This is a genomic window from Hymenobacter sp. M1-2 (assembly GCF_057808495.1).
Genome location: NZ_JBTYZO010000028.1, coordinates 33,355 through 56,440, shown reverse-complemented (window position 1 = coordinate 56,440; position 23,086 = coordinate 33,355). Strand labels below are relative to the sequence as shown.

Below are 23,086 nucleotides of genomic sequence, written 5' to 3'. Positions count from 1 at the left end.
AGTGAGTTAGCTCCAGCGGTTGGGGTTGGCGGCGCGCGGGGCGGTGGTGGCGCGGGTTGGGGAGGTCTTGCTGAGCGAAGTATGGCCGGGCGCGGCCGGAAATTGTGGGCGGCGGCGCATCCAGCCGCGAAAAGCGGCGCGCCAGTCAACCATGGGCGTTTTGCCGGCTACCCGCCAGCCGTTGCTCTCGAAGTGGTCGAAAAACGCCACGGCTTCCTCCCCCGCCGCCGGGCTGTTGGGATGCTGCGCAGTGGCGTAAGCTTGCACCTCAGCCAGCGTAGGTGGGGCAGCTTTCTTTTTTTCTGATCGAGGCGTGGGCGCGGAGGTGGCTGCGGCCACCTCTCCCTCTGAACGTAGTGAAGAGGGAATAGAAATAGACAATGAAAGGTTGCCCGTTTGTTGACCGTGTTCGGAACACGTGTTATCTGGCGGATCAACACGTGTTGGATTTCTGTTGCCAGCCTGTTGACTATTTGTTGAAACGGGGCTGGGCGCGCCGCTTTCGGCAGCTGGCGGCTCAACAGGTGTTGGCGCGAAGGCAACACCTGTTGCCTGGGCAGCGCGCTTGGCGGCGGAAGCTTGACCGGCTTTGGCTTTCAGCTCGCGGTGCTGCTCTTGCTTGCGGGCTTCCGCGAGCAGGCGCGGGTTGTAGCGGGCGGTGCCGTCGTCGGTAAGGGGGAACTTGCCCAGCAGCAGGTCGCGGCTGTCGGCCCACTGCTGGACAGATAAGCGGGCCGTGCGGCGCAGCCGGCCCTCGTCGGCGGGCAGGTAGCCGGGGCGGTCGGATTGCCAGGAGTTGAACAGCAGCAAGCAGTAGGCCCCCACCTCGTGAGCTTCCATGAGCTGCACGTCGGGGGAGCTGAGAAAGTCGCCGGTGTAGAGCAGGAAGGCAGGAGATTTCACGCGAATGAGTGGGGAGTAATGACGAGGTGAGCCTGGCGGCCGGCCGCTGGATAAGCTGATTGAGCCGTATAGGACGGTTGGGCGCCGCCGTACATCCCTTGACGTAGCAAGCGGAACGCAAGTCGGCTTAGGCGGCGGACCGCTCGTAGCGGCGCGGGTAGGCTTCAATGACGGAGCGGCGGAACCCCCACTCCTTCTCGTTGCGCCGGACGCCTTTGAGGCGGCCTGCCCGGCGGGCGCGGCGTACGGCCTCTTCCGTGAGGCCCAGCGCCTGGGCAGTTTGTCGGACGCTGAGGATAGGGTCTTCGGCAGCTTCGGCGGCGGCTGTAGCTCGGGCGGCTTCGAGGCGCTGCACGGTATCGACCAGGGCCTGCCACTCAGTTTGGGGAACAAGAAGTGCGACCTGCATAATCTTAGGCGGTAATGGCGGCAATGCGGGCTTGCACGTCGGCGCGGCGGCTTAGCTCGGCAGTGGCTAGCTTCAGAAACTCTTCGGTGATAACGGCATTGCTCGAACGGCCATAAATGACGTTGTACACCGAGGAGCGAGCCACTGTGACAGGCACTTCGCGGGCGGCTAGGTTAGTGATAACCTGGCTCACAATGGGGTTGCGGGGGCCTAGCAGGTCGTAGATGTCGCGCAAGGTCTTAGGACGAGAGGATGCCATTGAAGCAACATTGTTATCCTGTTGTTCAATTTTGTTGGTATTATCTTGCATGTTGTTTGTAATTTGTTACATTTGTTCCGCTTACGTGGAATATTGTGCACAAGAGTACACAATACTTTGCAAACATAATGCATGAAATTCCATAAATATGGAAGATGATAACAACATAGGCGAACGGCTCAAATCGTTTCTGGAACGTAAAAATCTGAATGTCAGGCAAGCATCTCAGATGCTAGGCCACGAGAAGCCATCCAAGCTTTACAAGCTTGTCAATAATGATGCAAAACCGGGCTGCGACACGCTGATTGAGTTGGTAAACCGATGGCCCGATTTGTCCTTGGACTGGCTGGTAATGGGCTACGATAAGCCCGCTCCTTACAACGACTCAGACATAGCTGGTCTACCAGCGGCTGCCCGGCCAGTTATGCCTACGCGAGGCATGGATACAGGCCGGATACTAGCGGTTACGGTGGACCGGATGGGCAAAGAAAATATCGTGCATGTCCCCGCCCGGGTGCAGGCCGGCTATACCCGCAGCTTCGATGAGCCGGCTTACTTGCAGGACCTGACGCCTTACACCCTGCCCTTTTTCAGCAACGGCACGCTACGCAGCTTCGAGGTGGAGGGCAATTCCATGGAGCCCACTTTCCGCACCCGCGATGTGGTGGTGTGCCAGTACGTGGACCGGCTGGATCTGCTGCAGCCAGGGCATTGCTTTGTGGTGGTGCTCAGTGGCAACGTGGTGGTGAAGCGCCTGCATGAGGCCATCACTCATCGCCGCCAGATGATAACGCTCTATTCCGACAACCCTGCCTACCGCCCTACCCAGGTGCCAGCCGAAGACATTCTGCAGCTGTGGCAGGTACGGGGCTACATCTCCACCAATGTGCCGGCCAGCCTGGGTGATGCCCAGTTACGTCTGCTGCGGCAAATTGACGCGCTGGGGCTTGACCCGGATGAGGTTGCTCGATATCTGGTCGAGCAGGCTCCCAACAGCGCTCCCAGCTGATTTTTTACCCGCGCCGCGCTGTTGTTAGAAGCTCTTGGTCAGTGGTTTAGCACGTAAGTATTCGGCCGGTTCGACCCCGGCTCTGGGTACCTAGAGGCGTTAAAAGCGCTCTCCAAAATTAGCCTCAAAAGCTGTAAATCTGTTCACAGATGCAGTTTTTGAGGCTTTTTTGCGTTTAGGCCGGTCGAGGTTTGCTCATGGGTTTACCCCGACTTACCGCTGCTTTTACGCCACCTCCTACGCCACCTCTTTTTTCAAGCGATATGAAAGTTGTGTTTGAGTTGCGGCAAGACAAACAGGACAAGGCGGGCACGGTGCCGGTCTATGTGTCGGGCTATTTCGACGGGCTGCGGCTGCGCTGCTCCACCAAGGAGCGCTGCGAGCCACGGCAGTGGAACAACAAGGAGCAAGAGTTCCGACGTTCATTCCCCGGCTTCCAGTCAGCCAATGAAGGACTGCGGGCCTTGGTAAGACGTTTAGAGGACCGATACCGGGAATTGCGAGCGGCGAACATTGCTCCTACCGTGGCATTGATGCGAGAAGTAATCAACCCGGCCGCGGCAGCGGTCGAAGAAGAGCCGACGCTTTTGGCGCGCTTCGCTGACTTTCAACAAGTACTACACGGGCGCGGGTACGCCTTCCACACGTTACGCCACTACAAAACGGCGGGCAACCATTTAGCAACATTCCTGGAAAAGACGCGGCGCAAGGGGCTGCTGCTGGCGGGCTATACTCCGGCCGTGCACGATGAGTTTGTGAGCTATCTGCGGACCACATGTGGCTTATCGTCTAATGGGGTGTTCACTGTGCTGAAAGACTTGAAAACCTTCTTGCGCCACGCACAGGATGAGCGGAAGCTACCCTTAGGACTGGAGTTGAAGCGGTTGGAGGTGCGCTATACCGATCAAGCCAAGACGTACCTAACCGGGGCGGACCTAGCGGCCTTAGTGGCGGCCAAGCTGCCGAAGAATCTGGGGCCAGCGCGGGATGTGTTTCTCTTCTGCTGCTATACAGGCCTGCGATATTCGGACGTCGCGGCTCTGCACGCGGGCAATGTGCACGGGCTTGGCGCCAACGGTGACGGCGACCGGGTGCTGCGGCTGGTGCAAACGAAAACCCGGTCGACGGTGAGCATCTACCTGAGTCAGCTGGCAGCAGAAATCTTGGACCGCTACGCCACGCCCGAACGGCAGCATGAAGGAGCACGGCTGTTGCCGGTGCTGGCCAACCAACCGCTGAACCGTTACTTGAAGAAAGCGGCCCAGCTGGCGGGGCTGACACGCTCGGTGGAAGTAGTGAGCACAGTGGGCGGCCAAGTGACAAAAACAGCGGTGCCACTTTGGGAGCTAGTGACAATGCACACCGCCCGCCACACTTTCGCTGTGCAAAGCCTGCTGCGCGGGATGCCGGTGACGGTGCTGCAGCGGGTGATGGGACACGCCAAGATTCAGAACACGATGCGCTACGCGCAGATGGTGGAAGAACTGCAGCACCAAGCGATGCGGGCGGCTTGGGATGGGCCAACTACTGCACCAGCCAGCACTGTCTTAGATGCGGCAGTATGTAATGTGATGGCGGCATGATGCAGGTGTTTCGAGGCAAGGCACCAAGTTAAGTGTAAATGAAAGCTTACTACCCTGCTTCTTTTCGGCATCACTTCTAACGACCAGATTACCGCCGAGTGTGCAGTGGAGCCGAAGCGATTTGGTAGCTTGGTAGCCTGATTTGGCCGCTACTGCATTTATGTCTGATTTCGCTTATGCTTACGCCTGCCGCTCAGCTCTGGAGCAGCATCCAGACGGCAACGCCCTCCTGCTCTCTGCTTTCACTGCGGAAGTTCAGACTGATACGTTCCGCTTTTTCGACGGCTGCACAACTCCTGGCTCACGGCCTGCGGGCTGAACACCTTGGCCAAAGTCGTGGCCGCGCGCTTTACGCCGCAGAGCGCTGTCCTCCAGGACCCCATCGTAACGACGGCCGGGGCCGAGCAGCTGCGCTTTGAAGCGCGGCCCGTGCAAGCACATTTTGGCCGCTCGGATGCGTTTTGTGTAGGCATGATTCCTCTAGTCACTACTTCCATTCGTCCACCAAACACTTTATTCGATGTCCGCCGTCGATACGTTCGAACTTATCATCCGCCGCCAGAGCGTCTACCAACTCGTGCCTTTCCTGTTGGCCCTCGATAAGAAAGATGTTGTTGCCGTCCGCACTAAAACTAAGGCCCTACGCCGGGAGCTGACCGAGATTCGGCAGCTGGGGGATTTTACCTGGGGGCACACGGGCACGGAGGCGCAGCTATTCATGCTCCTGCTGGCGAGCGTCGCGACGTATACCCGCAAAGAAGCCGCAGGATTGACCGACCCTTTAGACAGGCACTGGGGCGAAGGATACATTCGGGCGCCTAACGAAGCCCACTTCTTCGCCGTGGTCGAGCACGCCCGCCCGAGCTGGCTGGGCGAATGGCTGCAACGCCTGGGCCGCCCTGGTTCGTGGACCATGCCTGACTACCAGTTGCTGCGCGAAATGGAAGGGCGGCAGCTCATCGACTACGAGCCGAGCTTGTTTGCCCGGGCCTTGGCAGAGTCGCTTACCCAGCAGAACTACCACCGCCGGGAAAAGCAACCAGTACTGAACTACGGTGGAAAATTGCTGCGGGAGTTCGAGCAAACCGCCGGCATTATGCGCCGGGATGTGCTGGCTTTTTTTGATTTCGACACTTCCGTGGATGGAGCGGCGGCTTACACGGGTGTGGACCAGCAGTATATACGCTGGCTCGACGTGCTGCTGCACTTGACGGCTGTGGGTCAACTGGACCGGGCCGACCTGCTCACGCGCAGTCTCGTAGCCCTGCGGCGCGATTTCCGCCGGCCGTTGCTGACCTGGTTCAAGAACTTGTTTCTGGCTCTGCAGCCAACACTTGAAGAATGCCTGGGGCGGCAGCAAGAGTTGGTCGAGCTGCTGGCTCACGCGCAGCCGCAGGTGGTCAACTTCGCGCTGGATCAGCTGAAAGCCTTCTGGCTGCGTCCCGAGTTTGAGCTGGCTCCGTTGCTGGTGTACGCGGAGGTCATTATGATGCGGCAAGACCTCAAAACGGCGCAGCGCACGCTGCTGGCTGGCTTTGAGAAGCTGCTCAAGCGTACCCCGGCCTTGGCGCCGGACCTAGGCCGGCTGTCCGTTTCTGCCCTAGCCAGTCCCGATGCCGCGGTGCAGACCAAAGCCGCCAAGCTGCTTAGTGCTTTGTTGCAAGCCAAGCAACCGCTGCTCGCCAGCGACCAAACGGCTGAACTGGCGGACTCGCTGGCGCTGTACGCCGACCTGCTCATGTCCGAGGCCCGCCAGATATTGGCGCCGTGGCTAAGTCCGGCTACTGCATCCTTGCCCACGGAGGCCGCCACCTATGCTCCGCACGCCGGGTTTGTGCCCGACTTGTCGGCGGCCAACGCGGTGGTGCCCGTCGCCGATTGGCACGAGCTACTGTTTCTGACCGGCCAGGTGCTGCGGCACGAGAGCGTGTTGGCACTGGAGCGTTGGCTCGACGGCCTGCGGCGGCTGCAACCACAGTACCCGGCTGATTACGCGCAGCAGTTGCTGCCTTACCTGGTGCAAGTGTACCCCGCATTGAAAGGGAAAGACGGCGAACAGGCCCGCGCCATCATCGCCAGCAACGGCCTGACCGGGCACCGCGGCCTGATCGAAGCCCTGCTACTCGGCTGGTCTCAAGGCTTTGTTACCGAGTTTGTCGTTAAGGTGAACGTGCGCCACGACCACGACACCTCCGACCCACTGGTGCTGGCTCAGCAACGCCGCTTCGTGGCCGCCGAACACCACCTGCGCACCCGCTCCGGCCTGCCCTTGCTTAGCACGCCGTCGCACGCCCCACATTGGGTAGCGCCTACCGCGCTGGTGGATAGACTACTGGCCTACGAGGCCGCGCAGACCGAGCCGGAACCGGCCGACCTGGTCGTGGCGCTGGCCCGCACGGCGTACGCCGACGCAGCCGAAGCCCAGGCAGCGCGGGCCCGGCTGCCCCAGCTGCAACGGCCGGAGTTGCGCGAACTACTGCAGTGGTTTTTAGCGCCAACTCTTGACCCGCTGCCGATCAAACCACCCGGCAAGCCTTCGATGCTGAAGCACCTGACTGCTCGCTTGAGCAAGCTGCTACCGAGTAACACCCCCGCCCCCGCCACCACCTCACTTGCTGAATCCTGGCCGTGGCTATGGGCCATAGCCGCCCGTACCCGCCAGCCCGAAGGCGTGTTCGAAGAGCTGCAGGCGCTGGTGCCCACTGACTATATTGGCGTTGTTCGCCCTTGGTTACCGGAGTGGTACTTGGAAGTCAAGGTCACTACGCAGGTAGAGCAGTGGAAGCCAGGCAAGCCTACCGCCACATACCGCCACACCGTTTTGCAGTTTCCGAGCAAGTACACCAGTCAGGTGCCGCCCACGCCGCTGCTCTACTCCCAGCACGCACGTTTTCGCGCCATGGCTCACGCGAGTTGGCTGCTGCCCCACGACTACCGCTTCGTGGCCAGCCTAGTGCCACACAACCCAGCTCCACTGCATTGGCACGTGGTGCGCACCGCTGCCTGGGCCGATGGGCTAGAATCTAGGGAGCGGGACGTCATGCAGGCAGCCTTGCAAGAGTTACTAGTTCTTGGTCCCGTTTTTACAGAATCAACCTCCTTACTATTGGCGACGGGGCTGACGCACCACGTTCCAGCTTGCCGGGCGCTGGCGCTGGAAGTGATGCTCTCAACTTGCGCGACGAGTCGGCTCGTACCTGCTACGTTGGGCAACCTCCTCGGCCGGTTTCTGGCTACCGAGTTTGTACCCGTGCAGCGCCTAGTCGATACTCTGCAGCAAGCCCGCGCCATCGATAGTGTAACCGACGATGCGCTGCAGCAGATTTTGGACGCTCTACTCCCTGAACTACCTGCTGCCCCGCTGCGCAACACCAAGAAAATAGTGGAATTGTACGCTGACCTGGCCGGCCGAACTAAGCGGGTACCGGCGGAGCTGGCGGCGAACAACCTCCGCACTTGGAAAGCCACAGCCGCTCTCAAAAAGGCTGTTGGCGAACTAGTATAGGCTGCGCGCCCTGGCGCTGTTGGTTAGCAGACAGTTAGTCAGCCGCCAGTGATATACTCTAAGGTGCCTTGAAGTATGGTCGGAGTTGGGTAACACTAGGCGGCCTTACGGTTCAAGGCATCAGAAACTTCGATGGCATCGAGGCCGGTGAAACGGCAGAAGTCCTGAATGGTGATGAGCGCGCCAGCGGGCTTTCCTTCGGCCAGCCGGATGCGGCGCACGAGCCGCTTGGCGGCATCGTAGCTGCGGCCGGTGAGGGTAGCTACGTCCTTCGGGTAGAGGCAAATGCGCAGCATGAAAAAGATCAGAAAGAGTAGATGGGGTTAGTTCGGGCTATTTGGGGCACCATGCTATGATTGTCAAATTTAGTTGAAGTATTTCACCCTTACAATAACGGCACAGCGCACATTTTGGGCTGTTTTGTTAGCCAATTTTGGCACAGGGGCGAATTTCAACAATTTACTTTTCACAATGGCACAACAAACAGGAATTTTGGGCTTGCAGGGTACGGTAGGCGGATTAGTCTTTCGAAAGGACGGCTCCGTTTCGCAGAAGCCAGCGAGCAACAAGGCGGCTTTCGCCAATGCCCCTAGCCGAGCGCGTACCCGTGAAAACGCGGCAGAGTTTGGTCAGGCGGCCAGCTACGGCAAGCTGCTGCGCGATTCGCTGCGGGTGGCGATTGCCTCGGCCAGCGACAGCCGGGTGACAGGCCGCCTGACGAAGGTGATGCGCGAAGTCATTGGTCTGGACGAAACGAACGAGCGAGGCCAGCGCGTGTTCGACTCGGGTAACTCGGCCCCGCTACTCGGCTTCAACTTCAACGCCGCGGCAGGCATTGCTCAGACCATGTACTTCCCCTTCGAAGTGACGGGGGAGGGCGCCAACGTGACGATGAGTGTACCGAATTTGAACCCGGTGAATGACATTGCCGCTCCTCAAGGGGCCACTCACTTTGAAGTAGTGTTTGCCGCCTCGGCCTTGAACATGGAGACGTTGACTTTTGCCAACGCTACTGTCGCAGCTCCCCTTGGCATTCTGCCGCTCAATAGTGCTGCACTGGCGAACCAAGCGATGGTAGTTACTTTTTCTAGCGCGCCGACAGCTGCAGAACTGGTGGTGGGCGTGGTAGGCATCAATTTCTACCAGCAAGTGAGCGGTAAGTTCTACGCCCTCAACAACAACAGCACTAACCCGCTGGCCATTGAGTACGTGGCCTAAGCTTGTCGTCAATTAAGAAGGAGGAATTAGGAGTAAAGAATTGCTGCGAAAGTATTCAAGGCCCTCATTGCTACTTCCTCATCTCTCATTCTTCATGCAAAATATCATGCCCCTCACGCCCTATCAAACTCAATTTAAGCGGCGCATGAAGCGCGCTATCCGCCTGCGGGCTAAAGCAGACCAAATGGCTCGGCGCTACACGCAATTGTTGGCCAACGCTATCGGGGCGGCTGAGGACGCGGCTATGCAGATGAACGCGCTGAATCAGCTTTACAACGTGGACGTAAGCACCTACACATTGCTGACACAAGCGCTACACGCCAATAGCGGGCAAGAAGTGTTGCTCGATCACCTAGCGCAGAGCACCCCGGGCGAAGAGCAGGTGTTGTTCAATCAGATTCCTGATGGGAATAATGGGCAGCCGCTACCTAATAATCCGCTGTTCGGAGAAGCCATAACTGGTCCTCCGGTGGTGCAACCTCCCGTAAAAACTAAATCTATAGATTCTGCACCTCAGGTTAGAGAGTAGACTTCCAACTCCCGCCGCGACGCAACTTTAGACGAATCGTAGACGATCTAGTAACGCCTGATTCAGATAACTACAAAAGGCCAGCCTCATACTTGTGTGAGCTGGCCTTTTTAATTGGTCAAGCTACTTTACTAGCTGCGCTGTAAACTAACAAGTAAGGACAAGCCGCTGCTATCTACTGCCTCCATATCTCCATCCGTTAAAGTGCTTGATTAAGATGCTCAACAGAATGCTGGTGGCTAATTACTAGGGCTATTGCCTTATTTGGCAGCTAAGTTTTTGCAAGGAATTCCTAGCCCTGCCTTCCGCCGATCTTCGTTTCCAGGGCGTTTGTAGTGCTGCGGCACATACACCCGTACCTGCTGCCTGACAACTGCCTGCACATGCTGGTCTACTGATGCGGGCGGGCGGGTGCCATGCACTTTAGTTAACGTTAACGTTTGAATGCGGCCAGCCGTGTCATAAGAAAAGGAGTACTCCAACAAGACTGCTTTACGCAAGTAAGCAAGCTCTGTATTCGTAAAACTTCGGCGTATTGCCGGCACTACTTGCTCCGTGCACCGCACCACTGGCTGATCTGGCTCAACTGGCTGAGAGCCTGGAATAGACTGTCCTTGTACTAAGAGTGAAAGGCTAAGTTGCAGCCCCGCATACAGCGCTATACCCTTTGTAAGAATGTTATTTCTTTGCAGCACGACGCATTTTATTAATTAGGTCAAACGCTGCAACTGGACCGTCTCCAGTTTTAGGGTCATCGTATTGATTGTTGGTGTGGTCGCGTTGGTTCGCCTTATACCAAGCCTGCCTGAATTCTTCAACAGAATTTAGATACTCTTTATGCTGAGCAGGAGTAAGTTTGGTTGCTTTCGCGTCGATGCTGAAAAGTAAGTTGAACATCTTCGCCTGGCCGGGCATTGTTGCAAAAGCCTGTCCAGAATTTATTTTCTTGTACGCGTCGAAGAATTTCGGCTCTAGTTCAATATTGGAACCCCCAATCTTGTTCATTTTGGTCCGCCCATAAAGGTAGTTTTGGTAAGCATGGAAGAACTCCTCATTCGTCGTTTCTAAGTTAAGAGCGCCTTGGATGTTGGGGAACGTGATAATGCCTCCTCTCTCACGACCGTTAGGCACAAACTGACCGTACGCCTTTATTCTTGGGTCCAGCGCGAAGCCGTAAGCTCCCTTTGCACTAGACAATGTCTTGTAAACCAGATCAAAATAAGGGTCTGTCTTTCGAATTTTTAACAATACTTGCTGCAAGCTGGTGCGTTGAATGCTCGTTAGCCGGCTCCAATCAAATCCTGCGTCAACTGATGTTTCGCGCACCTGACTCGGAGCGTTATGTAGCGCAGCAGCTCGTCCGGTAGGTGCTGGTGACGGTGTCGGCCTACCTTGGTGCAGCGCCGCGGCCCGACCGGTAGGTTTGCGGGTGGGTTGCTGGGAATGACCTTGGTGCGAAGCGGCAGCCCTCCCTGTAGGATTACCAGCTGGTGAATCGTGCGAAGACATAGGTATACAAGTAATTTAACTGTGGCAAACCTAGCGAAAAGCCAGTAGTTACCGAGCGATTTGCTGAAGCAATGAGTACTTAAGTATAGCAAATCCTTTACAATATCTCTACCTTTGAATTAGTACCTGGACCGTATACGGCGACTTATTTCTATTGCCTTCCGCCTACGGTGTGTTCTGTTTTACTACATCCTGTTTAATACTTTCTGGTTCACTATGGCTCGCCAAGTTACTCTTGACGTGCGGTGCGCTGGCCAATTACTGGCCCCTGGCATCGACTTTCACGCCCTTACCCTCTCGCAAAGTCTGTTCGCCCCGCACGCGCTGACGCTGCACGTTCCCTTCGATCAAGTAGAGGGCCCCCTAACTGGCTTCCTGACAAAGGCACCCGAACAGCTGCTAGGCCAGAACGTTGAGGTAGTCATTGAGGCCGACGCTGCTTTCCACTTCAACGACGGCCAAAAGTTGCGTTTCAAAGGTGTGGTGGCAGAGTTGAGTACGGGCCAGGATTCTGATTACAGCAGTAGCGTGCGGGTGCAGGCTTATAGCCCCTGCTTCCTGCTTAGTGATGGATTACAAAAGCGCACCTTCGTCAACCAGACGCTTACGGCCATTTTCAACGCAGTGCTGCAACCCTACCCGGCCAATCTATTGGCCCGCACTGTAAAGCCCACGCACCAGGCGCCACTGCCTTACGTGGCGCAGTACGAAGAAACCAACTATGCCTTTCTCAGCCGCCTGGCCGCTGAGTATGGCGAGTGGTTCTACTACGACGGCACCACCCTGCGCCTGGGCGCACCCGCCAACAGCAAAGCCCACAATTTTGAGGCCGACGGCGAGTGGAACGGATTCAACTTTGGCTTAGCCTTACGTCCTACCCGGGCCCTACTCTACGACTACGACTACCAGAAGCATCAGCACCACACGGGTGACACCGCGGGCCAACAGGTGCCTGGCTTGCAGCAACACCGCTACGGTAAAGTAGTGCTGGCTAAGGCCGAGCAGTTGTTTAAACAGCCTATGCACACCCCGGCCGAGGTACCCGGCGCTACCCCCGCTACCTTAGTCGATGAAGCCAAAATATTTAAGGCCAACCGCGCTGCCGATCTGGTACGGGTACAGGGCCACAGCGATCAGCCTGCCCTGCAGCTGGGCGGCTTACTAGCTATTCATGGCCAAGGCTTCGGCACCCGCCAGCAGGCGGAGGAGAGTTTCGGTACCTACCGCATCATCGACATTGTACACCAGATAGACGCGTTGGGCAACTACCGCAATTCGTTTACCGCTATTCCGCACGTGGTGGACATACCACCCGTTAACCCCCACTATCTGGCCCCGCACGGCACGCCGGAACTGGCGGAGGTTATCGATGACAAAGACCCGAAGAAGCTAGGGCGCCTGAAGGTGCGCTACCACTGGCCTGTACAAAACAAAAAGGCAGCCGAAACCGATTGGCTACGTGTGCTCACGCCCTATAGCGGCGATGGTAAGGGGCAGTTGTTTAAGCCCGAAGTTGGTTCGCAGGTACTCATTGGCTATTACCAAAACTTAGCTGAGCAGCCCATTATCCTGGGCAACATGTACCACGCCAGCAACAAGGCGCAGGCCTCGTACACGCACAACGGCGGCGAAATGAAGGGTATTCAGACCCGCGGCGGCAACAAAATCAGCTTCCACGACAAGAAGGGCGGGGAGAAGATACTCATTAGCAACGGCAACAAGAAGGAAACGGCCGTGGAAATTGGCTTCAAGGACGACGGCAGCATTCATATCAAGAGTAAAGGTCCGGTCACTGTCAACGGCAGTGTTATCACGCTTGATGCCGGTGAGAAAGGAGAAATCCGGATGCGCGCCAAGACCATTGCTATGCAGGCCGAGGAGGAAATTCAGGTGACCTCGAAAAAGAAGAGCGTAGCGCTCAAGGCCAAGGAAAAAATTACTCTGGACGCGAAAACTGCCACTGTCACGGGTAGTTCCAGCGCCCAGCTGTTATCCAAGAGCACCGTGGACGTGGGCACTGGCTCTACCGTCAACATCTCGGCCTCGGTCATCAACCAGAGCTAGGCCATGAGCACGCATGAACTCAGCCCCCGGCTGCCGCTGCCTGCGCCGGGGAGTCCAACAATGTATGCCGTAGAAACCCGCGTCGACATTCGACTGCCGGGCGGCATGCAACTGCAGCACACCAGCGCAGCTTTGGTACGCCACACGGTACTGGAGTGGTTTCCTGAAGGAGGCGCTCTAGTAGAACTGGCGACGCTAGAACAGCGCGCCGACAACCCCACCCCGCCAGCAGCCCTACTAGCCGACATAGCCCGTAACAACAGCCCCCTGCACCTGCGTACCGACGGCACGGGGGCTTTGCAGCAAGTCATGAACAAAGCGGCCCTGGCCGCGCAGTGGGAACAGTCCCAGCTCTGGCTGGAGCGAAAATATCACGAGATGCCAGGCGCCGATACGCTGCTGAAGCAGGTAATAGGCCAATACGCCGAGCAGACCAACGATCTGGAACAAGCGCTGGCCAACAAAGGCATCTGCGCCATGCTGCTGCCCGGCTGCTATGAGTTGCCAGTACGACTGCCAACCGATGAGGAAGCCCCCAGTGCTCGCACGGATACGAAAATCATTCACCAGTTCTTTCAGGGTCATAGCTTGCCGTTGCGCGTGAACTGGGCGGCCACCATCGTAGAAGATCTGTCCCCAACGGCGGAGGTAGACGGCATTGGGGAGTTAGATCAGGCACAGTTCGATCACGTAGCCTGGCAGCACCTGATGGGCCAACTCCGCGGCGGTCCCTGGACGGGACCTCCTCCCCCCCTGCAGGTTAACTGGCGGGAGCAATACACGGTGAGCCGTACGGGGCAGGGCCTAATTTCTGGCCGCCAAGGGCTGCGGGTGGCGGTGCAGGGTCTGTACCATCATGAGGTGCACCATACGTTGCGCCGGGCCACTACCTTAACTGAAGAGGCCTGATGGGACCCAACTTCAACCAAGGCGAGCGGTACGCCCACAACGGGGTAATGCTGCGCTGCGATAAGGGAGTAGTGCCAGGCCTGCTCACGGTGCTGCCGCGGTCTTCACACGTCAACGGCCAATTTCAAGCCACTACCGCCGACTGCCTGCCGCTGGTCAATATTCCGCCCTTCGGGGTGTGCGCTGTCACGCGTACACCTTGCCTGCCGCCCATGCTGATGTGGACCGGTGAGCATATGGGCGCTAAAAAGGTAGGTGGCTTTCCACCCTTGCTAGAAAGCAGCGTGTGCCAGTGCGGGTTAGGTGGGCGCATCAGCATTACCATGCCCCCACCGCCGGGCGCGATGGCTCCGCCCGCACCAATTCCTTTCGACCAGCAGACGCCTGACCAGCAAGATGACTCATTGCACCATGTGTCGGGGGAATTGAAGCGAATTTCTGGCGGCTTGGCGCTGATGGGATTAGGCTGCGCTATTGGGGGGCTGGTGTTCCCGCCGGCTGAGATTGCAGCGGCCGTGTTTCTAGGTGTTTCGGAAATCATGCTCGGCGCGGCCATTGCCATCGACTTGACTGTAGCGGTGATACATCCGTCAGTGGACAACTGGCTGGTAGTGGGCGGCGACGCGCTGGCCCTAGGCGTAGGCTACGCCGTGGGCAAGGTCATTGTCGGGCCGGCTATAAATGCGCTAGCCAAAGGCATGCAGCGGGAGGCAACTACTGAAATAGCGACGGTGTTGCCCAAGACGACTCAGGCTGCTAAGACGGCTATTCGGGAAGCCCAAGAAGCTGCTGCGGCTAAAGCCGCCAAGGCTGAAGAGGAAGCTATAGCCGAAGCTGCACTTAGAGCTCGGCAGGCTAAACAGGAGGCATTATCACACGACCCACAAAGTACTAAAGTCAATCCTAAATCGGTTAGCGAAGCAGCTACCATTACACAGGCTGAGGAAGCTGGTATGGTACAGAATCCAAGTCGGCCAGATACATCTAAAGGAGAACCGAATTTGGACTTCAAGATAGACGGGCCAGCTCCTTATAAGTACTGTGATGTGAAAACGCCAGTCGAACCAGGTAGATTTCGGAATACTTCAGCAGAAACTCAGGCAGAGCGGATTGCGGAGAACATAAAAGCTCAAAAAGCTGGTTCTAGTAACGTGCTGCACATAATTGACTTGAAGAACGTACCTGTAGAAGGTAAAGCAGATTTCAAGACACTAGTCCTCGACAAACTTGCTTCGAGCGAAGGGGTCGAATTCATAAACGATTAAATTCATGTCTACTTCTAAAACGCTTGGTTCACGTGCTGGCCTAACCCCACAAGACGTGCTTGCCGATGAGTTCTCTATAGAACATCAAGAAATATCTGGTGAAACCTTTAAAGAGCTGAATTTAACAGGAATTATTTTCAATGAGGCCGCACTTATAAAGTGTTCATTCATGAACACTGACTTTGGTGGTGACCAGTTCTACTCATGTCAAGTTAGAGAAACCACGTTCAGTAAATGTGATTTTACTGGCTGCGATTTATCTGACGTATTATTTTCCGATTGCACATTCATAGAATGCGTCTTTGAAAAATGCGAGTTCTATAACTGCCTATTCCAATCATGCTCATTTCTCAGCAGTAATATGAATTGGTCTTACCATGCCTCGTCCCAATTTATTAGAAGCAGACTATGCAATTCTTTTTTTCAACACACTATATTTTCACAGTGCTCTTTTCTAGATGTTCAATTTGAAAGAAATGATGCTCTAAAAATAAAATTACTAGAAACCTCTATAAAGAAAGGCGACAAAATAATAAGTGATCCAGTTAACATTGAAACGATTTTATCAGGAAGAATAATATAAATCATTTACTCATAGACCATATTAGATGTAGTATGAATGAGAATGGCAATGATATCATTTGCAATAATGATGGCTCTTTATACACAGGTATAGTTTATGAATCTTCACCAAACGGTCACGTCACACTGGAGTATGAAGTAAAAAACGGCTATAAGGATGGTGCAGAAAAGGAATTTTATTCGGACGGCTCTATTGAGCATATCTTTCATTACCGACAAGGCTATTTGCATGGAGATGTCATCTACTACCACGCAGGTGGTAGTATGAGAGAGAAGTCAGTATTTGAGTACGGGGTTTGTCGGGAGGAATTTGTTTGGGATGAAGCAGGAAAACTGCTTCACTATAGCACACTTGACAGTACCGATCCCCAGTATGCATGGTTAGAGAGAATGCGGGAGAAGCATCAATGGAAGTAGAAGACTGCAGCTAAAGCGAAGGACTTTGCTCAAAAATCCATATCAGTGGTACTTACTTCACCTTCGTGGGCTAATTTCTTGAATATGGCTTCTCCCTTCTCCGACTCCAACCAGCAGCATCAAACTCTAATGGACCTCATTTTTGATAATAGGTTACGGGAAATGATGCAGCTAGTACCCACTCTGCCCACATTGAACTTCATAACAGCTCATGAGGGCACGCCGCTAACGCTGGCTGTTGGCACGGCGGAAGAAGAGGTTATAGAATACTTGTTACTAAGAGGTGCCGACCCCAATTTTGCGGACAACCAAACTCTTCCGCTTATCGCAGCTATAGAACGGTCGGTGGAGGCAGACAAAAACATAGAAGAAGGTGAGGACCTGGAAGACCCAATAGCCATAGTTGAATTGCTGCTACGCTATGGGGCTGACTTTAATAAGAAAGATCCAACCGGTGAGTCGGCTTATGAATTTGCCAGTAAAGTGCGCCATCCTTCCCGGCGTTTGTTCGAAAGTCTAATGCCGACTCCTGATTCTGGTCGGCAATCGTAAGATAGCAAAGTGGCTTCCTGGTTAGCGTACGCTGCGGCTGGCATCACCACCACAATTTAGTCCTAGCTGTTTTTGAACCGGGCAGCCGCCACACAGCATCCAGAGATGAAAAGACCCGTCGGCAACTCGCCGACGGGTCTTTTCATCTCTGTTAACAAGCCTTTACTACATTAGGTCCTGGACCTGGGCTTTGGGCGCCTCCTCTAGCACAACCTGGATGCCATGGTCGCGGGACTGGGCGGTGGTGTACTTCTCGCTGCGGCCGATGATTTCGCCGTTGGTGGCTACGTGGTTGAAGCCGTATTGGCCATTGGCAAAAAAGGACTCAAAGCGCGGGGGCTGGCAGTTGGCCTGTACGGACTGGATGCCGTTCTGGCAGCTGGCCTTGGAGGTGTAGCCTTCGCCGGACTGGACGATTTCACCGTTGTCGGCGCGAAGGCGGTACCAGTATTGGCCGCTGCTGTGGAAAATCTGAAAAGTAGCCATGGGAGATACGTTAAGAAGTGAAAGAATTCAATCAAGTTACGCGGCTAAGAGTAACGGAGCAGCTTGCACCAGGCCATGAGCCTGCCGGGCATGGTGGCGCAGCAGGGCAGCGTATTTCTTGCGTCCCTGCTCAAGGAGGACAGGCATAGCGGTTAGCTCCACGCGCCAGACGTGATGCGGGGCGCGTTTCTGCACACCAATGATTAGGAAGCGGGTGGCGCCCAGCACATCTAAGTACAAGGCCGCCTGACGGTCGTAGTCGTACTGCTGGATGGTAGCCACAAAGTGAGGCAAGTCCGGGGAGCTGGTCGTTTTAAAGTCGATGAGCGTTAGGCAGCGGCCAGCGCGGCTGTGCACGAGTAGGTCGGGACGGAGCTTCACTCCTACCCCAGTGGCCGTGTGCGTGGCCGTGTAAGATTGCTCGGGTTGGCCCCGGTAGAGCAGGTCGCGGCAGTAGCGCTGGCGGCGCACTTGACGGGCCAGGGCTTCAAGGTCGGTCCAGCGGATGCCACGCTCCTGGGTGCGGGCGTAGTGCGAAGGCTCCAACACAGCGGCGTGGAAGTGGCTGCCGAAAGCCAACGCTACGGGGTTGGGCTGGCGCAGCAGCCCCAGCGTCTGGTTTTTCAATTGGGTTAGGTCGGTATTACTGAGGCCCGGCAAGGCCCGGTGATGGGCTTGGGTCAGGCCGGGATGATGTGTGAGGTCGTGGAACATAGTTATTAAGGGGTTAGGAGACAGGAGTCCCTACTTTGGACGAAGTAGGGCTAATGGATCTAGGCCGCCTGTTGGGTTTCGACTTCTTCCGTACTGGCGGCTTCGGACTCAGGAATGGTGTAGCCGTGCTGGATGCGCATGTCGGCCGCGCCCGTGTAGGTTTCCTGGCGCCAGATGGGAAAATCGCGGGCGAAGTCGCGGCGGGCGGCTACTTCTTGCGCATCGGCGGGCTCATAGCTGAACTGGGCTATGTAGTAGGTGGCCTTCTTGCCGTCTTTGGTCGTTTCCTTCTTCTCGGCCTGCACTTTCATTACCACGTCGGCCAGAGTCAGGTCGTCGTAGAACAGTGGCTCAATGAGGCGGTACAAGTTTTCGACGCTGTAGCCGTGGAACAGCACGGCGCAGATGGCGCCTTTGTCATCGGCGTAGAACAGTTCGGCCCAGAGCTTGCGGCCCATGTTGAGAATGTCGTCGGAGAAGATGCGCCAGGCCAGGGGAATAAAGCTCAGCGACGGCCCCAACGGCACAGTACCGCCGATGTTGAACTGGCCGGCCTTGGCATCGAAGCGGATCTGACGCGGGTGGCCAGGTAGGTACTTGAAGCGGGGCACCTGCTGCAGCTCGCCGGTGGCCTCGTCTACCTTGTCGATGAGATAAGCAGGATCGGGTTGGGCCAGAACCAGCGTGGTTTCGGTAGCGGAGGCAGCGGTGGTGTGCGCAGCTTGCGTTTTAAGAGCTTTAGTGGCAGTTGCCATACTGGAAGAGGTTAGAGGGAAGAAGTGAGAAAATATTGGGGCCCATTTACGGCCCTTTCGCCATGAGAAGGGTTGCGGAGGCAGGCACCCTAGGGCGGCTGGCAGCGCCGGCAGCTGACGCCACACTGAGCGCGGCAGGCGGCGTGCAAGGCAGCGCGAAGACCAGCGGCCCGGTCGCCGAGCAGCAGCACGGCCCAGGACGTGCCTGGGCACTTCATCAAGGTGAGGTAGGTGCCGGAGCCCAGAGGGCTGCCCGGTACGGGGCGCTGCATGATGCGACAGACGGGGGCAGATTGGGTATGCACGGTTTAGCGGAACTGCTTGTCGTGGCAGAGCATGGCACGGCCGACAATGGAATCGACGCCACGGGCAGCGGGCAGGTACTGGTACCAGAGGTAGGTAGCCAGCAGATTGAGGTAGCACGGGTTGCGAAACTTGCCCTCATCATCGATGAGTAGAATCAACTCATCCGAGAGGCGTACCACGTCCACCGTCCGGCAGTCGAGCAATTCGTAGAGTTCTGCTAGCTTAAAACTGCGGCCGTTGCGGGGGCTGACCGGCTGCGGCTCGACGCTGTGTGGGTCGAGTAGTTGGGGTTGGTAAGTAGTAGTTTGGGGCATGATGAGTGGCAGCAGAGACCTGCACCGAACAAGGCGCGGGCCAGTTACTTGAGTTAGTTGGCGGTGATGATGAGTCGGCCGATTTCGACCTTTACCAAGGCCGTAGTACCGGGCACGAAACCGGCTTCGGCCAGCCAATTGCCGCGCAGCACGAGCAGCGACGTGGTAGAAAGAGTGGGGTGCAGACGGCGGTAATATTTGGCCACCTTCAAGCGGCGGGATAAGGTGTTGGCCACGGTTGATTGGCTGTAATGGCCCACGCCTAGATGACGCGAGCCGGTGACAGAGTTATTTTAGCGCCCACGGATGCGGGTGGTAATCGTCGGCTGACAAAGGCAGCATGCCATATTGATCAGCCGGGCGCAGACGCAGCGTATTGGGCTCATTGAGTTGGTCGGCCGCGGCCCGCGCTAGCTCGTAGGTGGCGTAGGCGCCAGGAGCGGCCTCTTGTTGATAATGGCCAGGGCCACCGGGAGTGGTGCCGGGCAATGCTACATCGCGCACCACGGCCCAACCCTTAAAGCCGGCATACAAGCAGGCCACGTACCAGCGGCCGGCCTGCAGAGTACTACCAGCGGCCATAGTGCTGGCGCAAGCGTTGCAACTGTTCCCCAGCGGGGCTGGCGTGGAAGGCCTCAGCGGCAGCCTTGTAAGTGGCGCGGGCTTGCTGGTGGCGCCCAATAGCGGCGCGGATGCGGGCGAAGCGGGCCGGCTGATGGGGGTACTCATCGCGTAGCGCATACAAGGCCTCCCGAGCATCGAATAAGGCTGCTTGCGTGCGGGCCAACTGCTGGCGCACGGAAAGTACCAGGGCCGGAGCCGCTCCCACCAGGGGAGCGGGCGGCGCGGATAGTAGAACCTTAACCATGAACCAGACGGGCGCAACGGTGACGACGGGCGCGGCAGGCAAAACCGGGGCGGATAGCCAGGACACTGGCCAACTGGCCAGCTGCAGCCGTAATGACGCGTTGCGCGTGGCGGCGCTCCTGCATGGCCCCGCTGGGGGCAGTGGCAGCCCAGGCGGCTACTGCGGCAGCAACGGCCGTGAACGGGCAAGACAAGCCACCAGCCTGGTACAGCACCCAGCCTTGCGGGGATAGGCTACTGGCGACAAAATAGCAGACCTGGTAGTGAGGGGCACCCGCCGGGCCGCTGATGGCCACGTGCACGGAACTGAGGGCAGGGCCAGCCCAGGCGGCCGTAGCGAGCTGGGCAAACTGGAAGTGATGAAGCATGGCTGTAGAGGTTAGCCGTGGGTGCCCGCGCCGTAGGCCTCCGGTGGAGCGGTAGCCAGGGCCTTCCCGACTACACAACTAAAGTACAAACATATTTTCACTATAACAACAAGTTTGACAAACAAATTTACTTGTTTATCAACTAAATTTTACATAACTTATATACATGGAAAAGCACAAAAACAAGGTAATAGCGGTGGTTGGAAGCCGGAGCATAACTAACTGCACCGCCTTATGGCAGCGACTGGCTAAACTAGCACCGGAATTGGTGGTGAGCGGCGGAGCTGCTGGGGTGGACGCCCTAGCCGCCAGCTGGGCCCGTGCTCACCAAGTGCCACTGCTGGAGCTGCGCCCCGACTATGCCACTCACGGCCCTACAGCAGCGCCCCACGTGCGCAACGCGGAAATAGTACGCCGGGCCGACCTGGTGCTGGTGGTGTGGGACGGCCGTAGCAAAGGCACCCTGAGCACCCTACGCGCAGCCCGCCGCCTGGGCCGGCCGGTGGAACTGCTTGCCTTGGACTAGCGCTACACCAGCAGGCCTAGACTAGGACAGATAACCAGCGAAGCACCTTGAAAGCCTTGGCCGGGGGTTGGGGGACGGCCTGAGTGCCCCTATGATAGCCGGCCCGCAGGGCACCTTATGAGGGTGTAGCGGCCTTTTTGGGGCCGCGGAACCCGAGGCCATGCAGAGCAGCGCGGAGCATAATACGGGGGGTTGGGGGCCTCCCCAATGGACTTTCCGCGAAGCGGGCCTAATCGTACGGTGGGGAGAGGCGCGGGCGGCTGGGCAGCGAGGGCGTAGTGAGGATTGGCAGCCGCTGGCGCCGGGGCGGGGTTTGGGAGGAGCGGACGGGTGGCCTGGGGTCTTTTTCTGGCCCCAGGTGGCCTGGGAGCGGAGCGGTGGGGCGCGTTAGAGTTGAAGCACTGGAGGCAAGAGAAACAGATGTAACGGGGCGGTGGGTAGAGGCCGGGGCCTGTAGTGGAGCAGTGGGCTGGCTTGGGTGGGCGAAACGGAAGGGCCGGGCCTAGCGGGGGCTATGGTAGCCGACAGGCGGCGTGGGGCCCATTTCTGGCCCAGCGCGGCGTGGTGGCGTGGAACGATGACAGCAACAGAAGCAACTGAATCGGTAGGAGTGGCTGAGGGATGATAAGGGCGCGACCAACGGAAGCGGTGCGCAGCACGGGAGCGAAGCGGACCCCTGGACAGCCCGACCCCGGCCCGCAGCAGAGCGGAGGATAGGGGGCAGCTCCATCCAAGTACTCAAATTATTATAATACAAATTCCGACTTCAACCCAAGACCTTGATATATCAAATTAGTTTTATACTTTTATGTTTGTCAAACACATTATCACAAACCATGCGACTATGTTTAGCAGCACGAAAGCAGGGCACTTGACTCACATTATTACCACTGCGTTGGTGGGGCAAATGGTGGGCAGTGGGCTTACTCCGCCGCACCCTACTACCATTGAAAATTATGGGTACCTGATTATTCAAGCCCTGGTAGCAGTAGTCACTATCTGGGCTACGATCCGCAAAGCCCTTCAGCGGCCGGAAACGGTGGTGAAGGTGCCAGCGGACGTGTTGCCCCTAGGCCAAGTTGGTACCCTGAAGAGGACGGACAAAGATGGTTCGGCTCACTAGTGCCCAGGCGGCCAGGCAAAACACCAGGCTGGCAGGGGCCCATTCGAGCTTACGGCTAGCTTATGGCAAAGCTCTGGTAGCCTGGATGAATACGCCCACGTTGGCCCGTTTGGGCCGGCCTATCGTGACGCGGGGCTACCGGAGTGCCGCCGAGCAGGATAGGCTGTATGCGCAGGGGCGCTCTCAGCCCGGCAGTATTGTGACATACGTGCGTGGGGGCGGATCGAAGCACAACTCGGTGCCGGCCCGGGCCCTGGACGTAGCTTTTCTGTTGGAGAGCGGGCAGGTGAGTTGGTCGGCAGAGCTACTGGCCCGCTTCGCCAAACTGATGAAAGCGGCTAGTCCGGTGGTGCGTTGGGGAGGCGACTGGAAGACATTTAAAGACCGGCCACACTTCGAGGTGTGAGCCGGTCTTGTTCTTTTGGCGACGCGAAGTAGTAGTTGCTCAGAGAACTATGACGCTAAAATCACTGCTTATTACGAGCCAGCAACAGTGATTACTAATATTTTTAACATGCATAAAACTAATTTTGTTAGTAATAGTGTATACTTGCCCCAGCAATGGAGAATCGGGGGATGGTACCGAGAGTAGATGGTTATGGCAAATGCACGCTTATTGATGGAAGCTAGGATAGTAGACACGGCAGCCAACGGCCGGACCGTAGAGTTGCTGCGGCCGGGTAAGCCGCCGTGGCGTCTGGCTTTGCCCCGGGAGCTGGATCAACGGAAAACCACGTCAGCGCTGGTGGATTACGTGACGGCACAATACCTACTAGAATTCCCAGCTGAGAGTGTGCGGCTCGGCTGGGAAACTATTTATGCCCTGGCACAATCGGCGCTGATGGAAGCGCTGAGCCAGGACGAAGATCAGTCTTCCTATCTGCCCCGAGTCAATTGACTTTACGGCTTGATCC

General features: G+C 57.1%; 29 protein-coding genes. 15 read left to right on the top strand and 14 right to left on the bottom strand.

Annotated features, from left to right (window positions below; all coding sequences use genetic code 11):
- Window positions 1-6 precede the first annotated feature (6 nt).
- The 3 genes from ACYSMN_RS22070 to ACYSMN_RS22060 all read right to left on the bottom strand — a co-directional run bounded on the left by ACYSMN_RS22070 (window position 7) and on the right by ACYSMN_RS22060 (window position 1,571).
- Window positions 7-903, bottom strand: coding sequence for a DUF1376 domain-containing protein (locus tag ACYSMN_RS22070; RefSeq protein WP_488926088.1), 897 nt, complete (start codon window positions 901-903; stop codon window positions 7-9).
- A gap of 127 nt (window positions 904-1,030) precedes the next feature.
- Window positions 1,031-1,312 carry a DNA-binding protein gene (locus ACYSMN_RS22065; protein ID WP_488926087.1) on the bottom strand — a complete coding sequence of 94 codons (282 nt, stop codon included), beginning with the start codon at window positions 1,310-1,312 and terminating at the stop codon, window positions 1,031-1,033.
- Window positions 1,313-1,316: 4 nt separating this feature from the next.
- Window positions 1,317-1,571, bottom strand: a complete 255-nt coding sequence (locus ACYSMN_RS22060) for a hypothetical protein (protein WP_488926086.1) — start codon at window positions 1,569-1,571, stop codon at window positions 1,317-1,319.
- Window positions 1,572-1,719: 148 nt separating this feature from the next.
- Here ACYSMN_RS22060 and ACYSMN_RS22055 point away from each other — a divergent pair, with 148 nt between their 5' ends.
- From ACYSMN_RS22055 to ACYSMN_RS22045, 3 genes are all read left to right on the top strand, one after another.
- Window positions 1,720-2,580: a S24 family peptidase gene (locus ACYSMN_RS22055; RefSeq protein ID WP_488926085.1), complete on the top strand. Its 861-nt coding sequence runs from the start codon at window positions 1,720-1,722 to the stop codon at window positions 2,578-2,580.
- 263 nt (window positions 2,581-2,843) lie between these two features.
- Entirely contained in the window at window positions 2,844-4,163 is a 1,320-nt protein-coding gene (locus ACYSMN_RS22050) for a site-specific integrase (RefSeq protein ID WP_488926084.1), read from the top strand.
- Between the two features lie 520 nt (window positions 4,164-4,683).
- Window positions 4,684-7,668 (top strand): DUF6493 family protein, encoded by a 2,985-nt coding sequence (locus ACYSMN_RS22045; RefSeq protein WP_488926083.1) that lies wholly within the window; start codon window positions 4,684-4,686, stop codon window positions 7,666-7,668.
- Between the two features lie 95 nt (window positions 7,669-7,763).
- Here ACYSMN_RS22045 and ACYSMN_RS22040 read toward each other — a convergent pair whose 3' ends face one another.
- Complete coding sequence (locus ACYSMN_RS22040; RefSeq protein WP_488926082.1) at window positions 7,764-7,964, bottom strand: hypothetical protein; 201 nt, start codon at window positions 7,962-7,964, stop codon at window positions 7,764-7,766.
- A gap of 175 nt (window positions 7,965-8,139) precedes the next feature.
- Between ACYSMN_RS22040 and ACYSMN_RS22035 the strand changes: the two genes are divergently transcribed.
- Both ACYSMN_RS22035 and ACYSMN_RS22030 read left to right on the top strand, forming a co-directional pair.
- Entirely contained in the window at window positions 8,140-8,886 is a 747-nt protein-coding gene (locus ACYSMN_RS22035; RefSeq protein WP_488926081.1) for a hypothetical protein, read from the top strand.
- Window positions 8,887-8,980: 94 nt separating this feature from the next.
- Window positions 8,981-9,415, top strand: a complete 435-nt coding sequence (locus ACYSMN_RS22030; RefSeq protein WP_488926080.1) for a hypothetical protein — start codon at window positions 8,981-8,983, stop codon at window positions 9,413-9,415.
- Window positions 9,416-10,093: 678 nt separating this feature from the next.
- On the opposite strand, the gene ACYSMN_RS22025 is transcribed toward ACYSMN_RS22030, so the two are convergent.
- Complete coding sequence (locus ACYSMN_RS22025) at window positions 10,094-10,924, bottom strand: hypothetical protein (protein ID WP_488926079.1); 831 nt, start codon at window positions 10,922-10,924, stop codon at window positions 10,094-10,096.
- A gap of 216 nt (window positions 10,925-11,140) precedes the next feature.
- Between ACYSMN_RS22025 and ACYSMN_RS22020 the strand changes: the two genes are divergently transcribed.
- From ACYSMN_RS22020 to ACYSMN_RS21995, 6 genes are all read left to right on the top strand, one after another.
- The gene (locus ACYSMN_RS22020) at window positions 11,141-12,988 is read left to right on the top strand and encodes a type VI secretion system Vgr family protein (RefSeq protein ID WP_488926078.1); all 1,848 of its coding nucleotides are present in this window, start codon (window positions 11,141-11,143) and stop codon (window positions 12,986-12,988) included.
- Window positions 12,989-12,991: 3 nt separating this feature from the next.
- Entirely contained in the window at window positions 12,992-13,897 is a 906-nt protein-coding gene (locus ACYSMN_RS22015; RefSeq protein ID WP_488926077.1) for a hypothetical protein, read from the top strand.
- On the top strand, window positions 13,897-15,162 hold the full coding sequence (locus ACYSMN_RS22010) for a DUF4280 domain-containing protein (RefSeq protein ID WP_488926076.1): 1,266 nt from the start codon (window positions 13,897-13,899) through the stop codon (window positions 15,160-15,162). The genes ACYSMN_RS22015 and ACYSMN_RS22010 overlap by 1 nt, the downstream gene beginning before the upstream one ends.
- Window positions 15,163-15,166: 4 nt before the next feature.
- A complete protein-coding gene (locus tag ACYSMN_RS22005; protein ID WP_488926075.1) occupies window positions 15,167-15,745 on the top strand; it encodes a pentapeptide repeat-containing protein in 579 nt (192 codons plus the stop codon).
- A gap of 32 nt (window positions 15,746-15,777) precedes the next feature.
- Window positions 15,778-16,161 carry a toxin-antitoxin system YwqK family antitoxin gene (locus ACYSMN_RS22000; RefSeq protein WP_488926074.1) on the top strand — a complete coding sequence of 128 codons (384 nt, stop codon included), beginning with the start codon at window positions 15,778-15,780 and terminating at the stop codon, window positions 16,159-16,161.
- An 84-nt stretch (window positions 16,162-16,245) separates the two neighbouring features.
- The gene (locus ACYSMN_RS21995; RefSeq protein ID WP_488926073.1) at window positions 16,246-16,713 is read left to right on the top strand and encodes an ankyrin repeat domain-containing protein; all 468 of its coding nucleotides are present in this window, start codon (window positions 16,246-16,248) and stop codon (window positions 16,711-16,713) included.
- Between the two features lie 165 nt (window positions 16,714-16,878).
- Here ACYSMN_RS21995 and ACYSMN_RS21990 read toward each other — a convergent pair whose 3' ends face one another.
- The 9 genes from ACYSMN_RS21990 to ACYSMN_RS21950 all read right to left on the bottom strand — a co-directional run bounded on the left by ACYSMN_RS21990 (window position 16,879) and on the right by ACYSMN_RS21950 (window position 20,523).
- Window positions 16,879-17,199, bottom strand: a complete 321-nt coding sequence (locus ACYSMN_RS21990; RefSeq protein ID WP_488926072.1) for a YegP family protein — start codon at window positions 17,197-17,199, stop codon at window positions 16,879-16,881.
- A gap of 36 nt (window positions 17,200-17,235) precedes the next feature.
- Window positions 17,236-17,913: a PD-(D/E)XK nuclease-like domain-containing protein gene (locus ACYSMN_RS21985; protein WP_488926071.1), complete on the bottom strand. Its 678-nt coding sequence runs from the start codon at window positions 17,911-17,913 to the stop codon at window positions 17,236-17,238.
- A gap of 59 nt (window positions 17,914-17,972) precedes the next feature.
- Complete coding sequence (locus ACYSMN_RS21980) at window positions 17,973-18,668, bottom strand: hypothetical protein (RefSeq protein ID WP_488926070.1); 696 nt, start codon at window positions 18,666-18,668, stop codon at window positions 17,973-17,975.
- A gap of 89 nt (window positions 18,669-18,757) precedes the next feature.
- The gene (locus ACYSMN_RS21975; protein WP_488926069.1) at window positions 18,758-18,973 is read right to left on the bottom strand and encodes a hypothetical protein; all 216 of its coding nucleotides are present in this window, start codon (window positions 18,971-18,973) and stop codon (window positions 18,758-18,760) included.
- Window positions 18,974-18,976: 3 nt separating this feature from the next.
- The gene (locus ACYSMN_RS21970; RefSeq protein ID WP_488926068.1) at window positions 18,977-19,288 is read right to left on the bottom strand and encodes a DUF3846 domain-containing protein; all 312 of its coding nucleotides are present in this window, start codon (window positions 19,286-19,288) and stop codon (window positions 18,977-18,979) included.
- Between the two features lie 53 nt (window positions 19,289-19,341).
- Window positions 19,342-19,524, bottom strand: coding sequence for a SymE family type I addiction module toxin (locus ACYSMN_RS21965; RefSeq protein ID WP_488926067.1), 183 nt, complete (start codon window positions 19,522-19,524; stop codon window positions 19,342-19,344).
- A 52-nt stretch (window positions 19,525-19,576) separates the two neighbouring features.
- Entirely contained in the window at window positions 19,577-19,870 is a 294-nt protein-coding gene (locus ACYSMN_RS21960) for a hypothetical protein (RefSeq protein ID WP_488926066.1), read from the bottom strand.
- Window positions 19,857-20,156 (bottom strand): hypothetical protein, encoded by a 300-nt coding sequence (locus tag ACYSMN_RS21955; protein WP_488926065.1) that lies wholly within the window; start codon window positions 20,154-20,156, stop codon window positions 19,857-19,859. The genes ACYSMN_RS21960 and ACYSMN_RS21955 overlap by 14 nt, the downstream gene beginning before the upstream one ends.
- Window positions 20,149-20,523, bottom strand: coding sequence for a hypothetical protein (locus ACYSMN_RS21950; RefSeq protein ID WP_488926064.1), 375 nt, complete (start codon window positions 20,521-20,523; stop codon window positions 20,149-20,151). Before ACYSMN_RS21950 ends, ACYSMN_RS21955 begins: the two co-directional genes overlap by 8 nt.
- Window positions 20,524-20,689: 166 nt before the next feature.
- Here ACYSMN_RS21950 and ACYSMN_RS21945 point away from each other — a divergent pair, with 166 nt between their 5' ends.
- The 4 genes from ACYSMN_RS21945 (at window position 20,690) to ACYSMN_RS21930 (ending at window position 23,070) form a co-directional block, all read left to right on the top strand.
- The gene (locus tag ACYSMN_RS21945) at window positions 20,690-21,049 is read left to right on the top strand and encodes an SLOG family protein (RefSeq protein ID WP_488926063.1); all 360 of its coding nucleotides are present in this window, start codon (window positions 20,690-20,692) and stop codon (window positions 21,047-21,049) included.
- A gap of 871 nt (window positions 21,050-21,920) precedes the next feature.
- Window positions 21,921-22,172 carry a hypothetical protein gene (locus ACYSMN_RS21940; protein WP_488926062.1) on the top strand — a complete coding sequence of 84 codons (252 nt, stop codon included), beginning with the start codon at window positions 21,921-21,923 and terminating at the stop codon, window positions 22,170-22,172.
- 85 nt (window positions 22,173-22,257) lie between these two features.
- Window positions 22,258-22,578 carry a M15 family metallopeptidase gene (locus tag ACYSMN_RS21935; protein WP_488926061.1) on the top strand — a complete coding sequence of 107 codons (321 nt, stop codon included), beginning with the start codon at window positions 22,258-22,260 and terminating at the stop codon, window positions 22,576-22,578.
- Window positions 22,579-22,770: 192 nt separating this feature from the next.
- Complete coding sequence (locus ACYSMN_RS21930; RefSeq protein WP_488926060.1) at window positions 22,771-23,070, top strand: hypothetical protein; 300 nt, start codon at window positions 22,771-22,773, stop codon at window positions 23,068-23,070.
- The last annotated feature ends 16 nt before the right edge of the window (window positions 23,071-23,086 follow it).

What these genes read in the sequence shown, in the direction of transcription:
- ACYSMN_RS22040 (WP_488926082.1), bottom strand. Translation starts at nt 7,964, where the DNA reads ATGCTGCGCATTTGCCTCTACCCGAAGGACGTAGCTACCCTCACCGGC.
- ACYSMN_RS22035 (WP_488926081.1), top strand. Translation starts at nt 8,140, where the DNA reads ATGGCACAACAAACAGGAATTTTGGGCTTGCAGGGTACGGTAGGCGGA.
- ACYSMN_RS21930 (WP_488926060.1), top strand. Translation starts at nt 22,771, where the DNA reads ATGGCAAATGCACGCTTATTGATGGAAGCTAGGATAGTAGACACGGCA.
- ACYSMN_RS21990 (WP_488926072.1), bottom strand. Translation starts at nt 17,199, where the DNA reads ATGGCTACTTTTCAGATTTTCCACAGCAGCGGCCAATACTGGTACCGC.
- ACYSMN_RS21960 (WP_488926066.1), bottom strand. Translation starts at nt 19,870, where the DNA reads ATGGCCGCTGGTAGTACTCTGCAGGCCGGCCGCTGGTACGTGGCCTGC.
- ACYSMN_RS21995 (WP_488926073.1), top strand. Translation starts at nt 16,246, where the DNA reads ATGGCTTCTCCCTTCTCCGACTCCAACCAGCAGCATCAAACTCTAATG.
- ACYSMN_RS21945 (WP_488926063.1), top strand. Translation starts at nt 20,690, where the DNA reads ATGGAAAAGCACAAAAACAAGGTAATAGCGGTGGTTGGAAGCCGGAGC.
- ACYSMN_RS21970 (WP_488926068.1), bottom strand. Translation starts at nt 19,288, where the DNA reads ATGCCCCAAACTACTACTTACCAACCCCAACTACTCGACCCACACAGC.
- ACYSMN_RS21980 (WP_488926070.1), bottom strand. Translation starts at nt 18,668, where the DNA reads ATGGCAACTGCCACTAAAGCTCTTAAAACGCAAGCTGCGCACACCACC.
- ACYSMN_RS22055 (WP_488926085.1), top strand. Translation starts at nt 1,720, where the DNA reads ATGGAAGATGATAACAACATAGGCGAACGGCTCAAATCGTTTCTGGAA.
- ACYSMN_RS22000 (WP_488926074.1), top strand. Translation starts at nt 15,778, where the DNA reads ATGAATGAGAATGGCAATGATATCATTTGCAATAATGATGGCTCTTTA.
- ACYSMN_RS22060 (WP_488926086.1), bottom strand. Translation starts at nt 1,571, where the DNA reads ATGGCATCCTCTCGTCCTAAGACCTTGCGCGACATCTACGACCTGCTA.
- ACYSMN_RS22065 (WP_488926087.1), bottom strand. Translation starts at nt 1,312, where the DNA reads ATGCAGGTCGCACTTCTTGTTCCCCAAACTGAGTGGCAGGCCCTGGTC.
- ACYSMN_RS22045 (WP_488926083.1), top strand. Translation starts at nt 4,684, where the DNA reads ATGTCCGCCGTCGATACGTTCGAACTTATCATCCGCCGCCAGAGCGTC.
- ACYSMN_RS22025 (WP_488926079.1), bottom strand. Translation starts at nt 10,924, where the DNA reads ATGTCTTCGCACGATTCACCAGCTGGTAATCCTACAGGGAGGGCTGCC.
- ACYSMN_RS21935 (WP_488926061.1), top strand. Translation starts at nt 22,258, where the DNA reads ATGAATACGCCCACGTTGGCCCGTTTGGGCCGGCCTATCGTGACGCGG.
- ACYSMN_RS22010 (WP_488926076.1), top strand. Translation starts at nt 13,897, where the DNA reads ATGGGACCCAACTTCAACCAAGGCGAGCGGTACGCCCACAACGGGGTA.
- ACYSMN_RS21955 (WP_488926065.1), bottom strand. Translation starts at nt 20,156, where the DNA reads ATGGTTAAGGTTCTACTATCCGCGCCGCCCGCTCCCCTGGTGGGAGCG.
- ACYSMN_RS22005 (WP_488926075.1), top strand. Translation starts at nt 15,167, where the DNA reads ATGTCTACTTCTAAAACGCTTGGTTCACGTGCTGGCCTAACCCCACAA.
- ACYSMN_RS22030 (WP_488926080.1), top strand. Translation starts at nt 8,981, where the DNA reads ATGCAAAATATCATGCCCCTCACGCCCTATCAAACTCAATTTAAGCGG.
- ACYSMN_RS22015 (WP_488926077.1), top strand. Translation starts at nt 12,992, where the DNA reads ATGAGCACGCATGAACTCAGCCCCCGGCTGCCGCTGCCTGCGCCGGGG.
- ACYSMN_RS22020 (WP_488926078.1), top strand. Translation starts at nt 11,141, where the DNA reads ATGGCTCGCCAAGTTACTCTTGACGTGCGGTGCGCTGGCCAATTACTG.
- ACYSMN_RS21950 (WP_488926064.1), bottom strand. Translation starts at nt 20,523, where the DNA reads ATGCTTCATCACTTCCAGTTTGCCCAGCTCGCTACGGCCGCCTGGGCT.
- ACYSMN_RS22050 (WP_488926084.1), top strand. Translation starts at nt 2,844, where the DNA reads ATGAAAGTTGTGTTTGAGTTGCGGCAAGACAAACAGGACAAGGCGGGC.
- ACYSMN_RS21985 (WP_488926071.1), bottom strand. Translation starts at nt 17,913, where the DNA reads ATGTTCCACGACCTCACACATCATCCCGGCCTGACCCAAGCCCATCAC.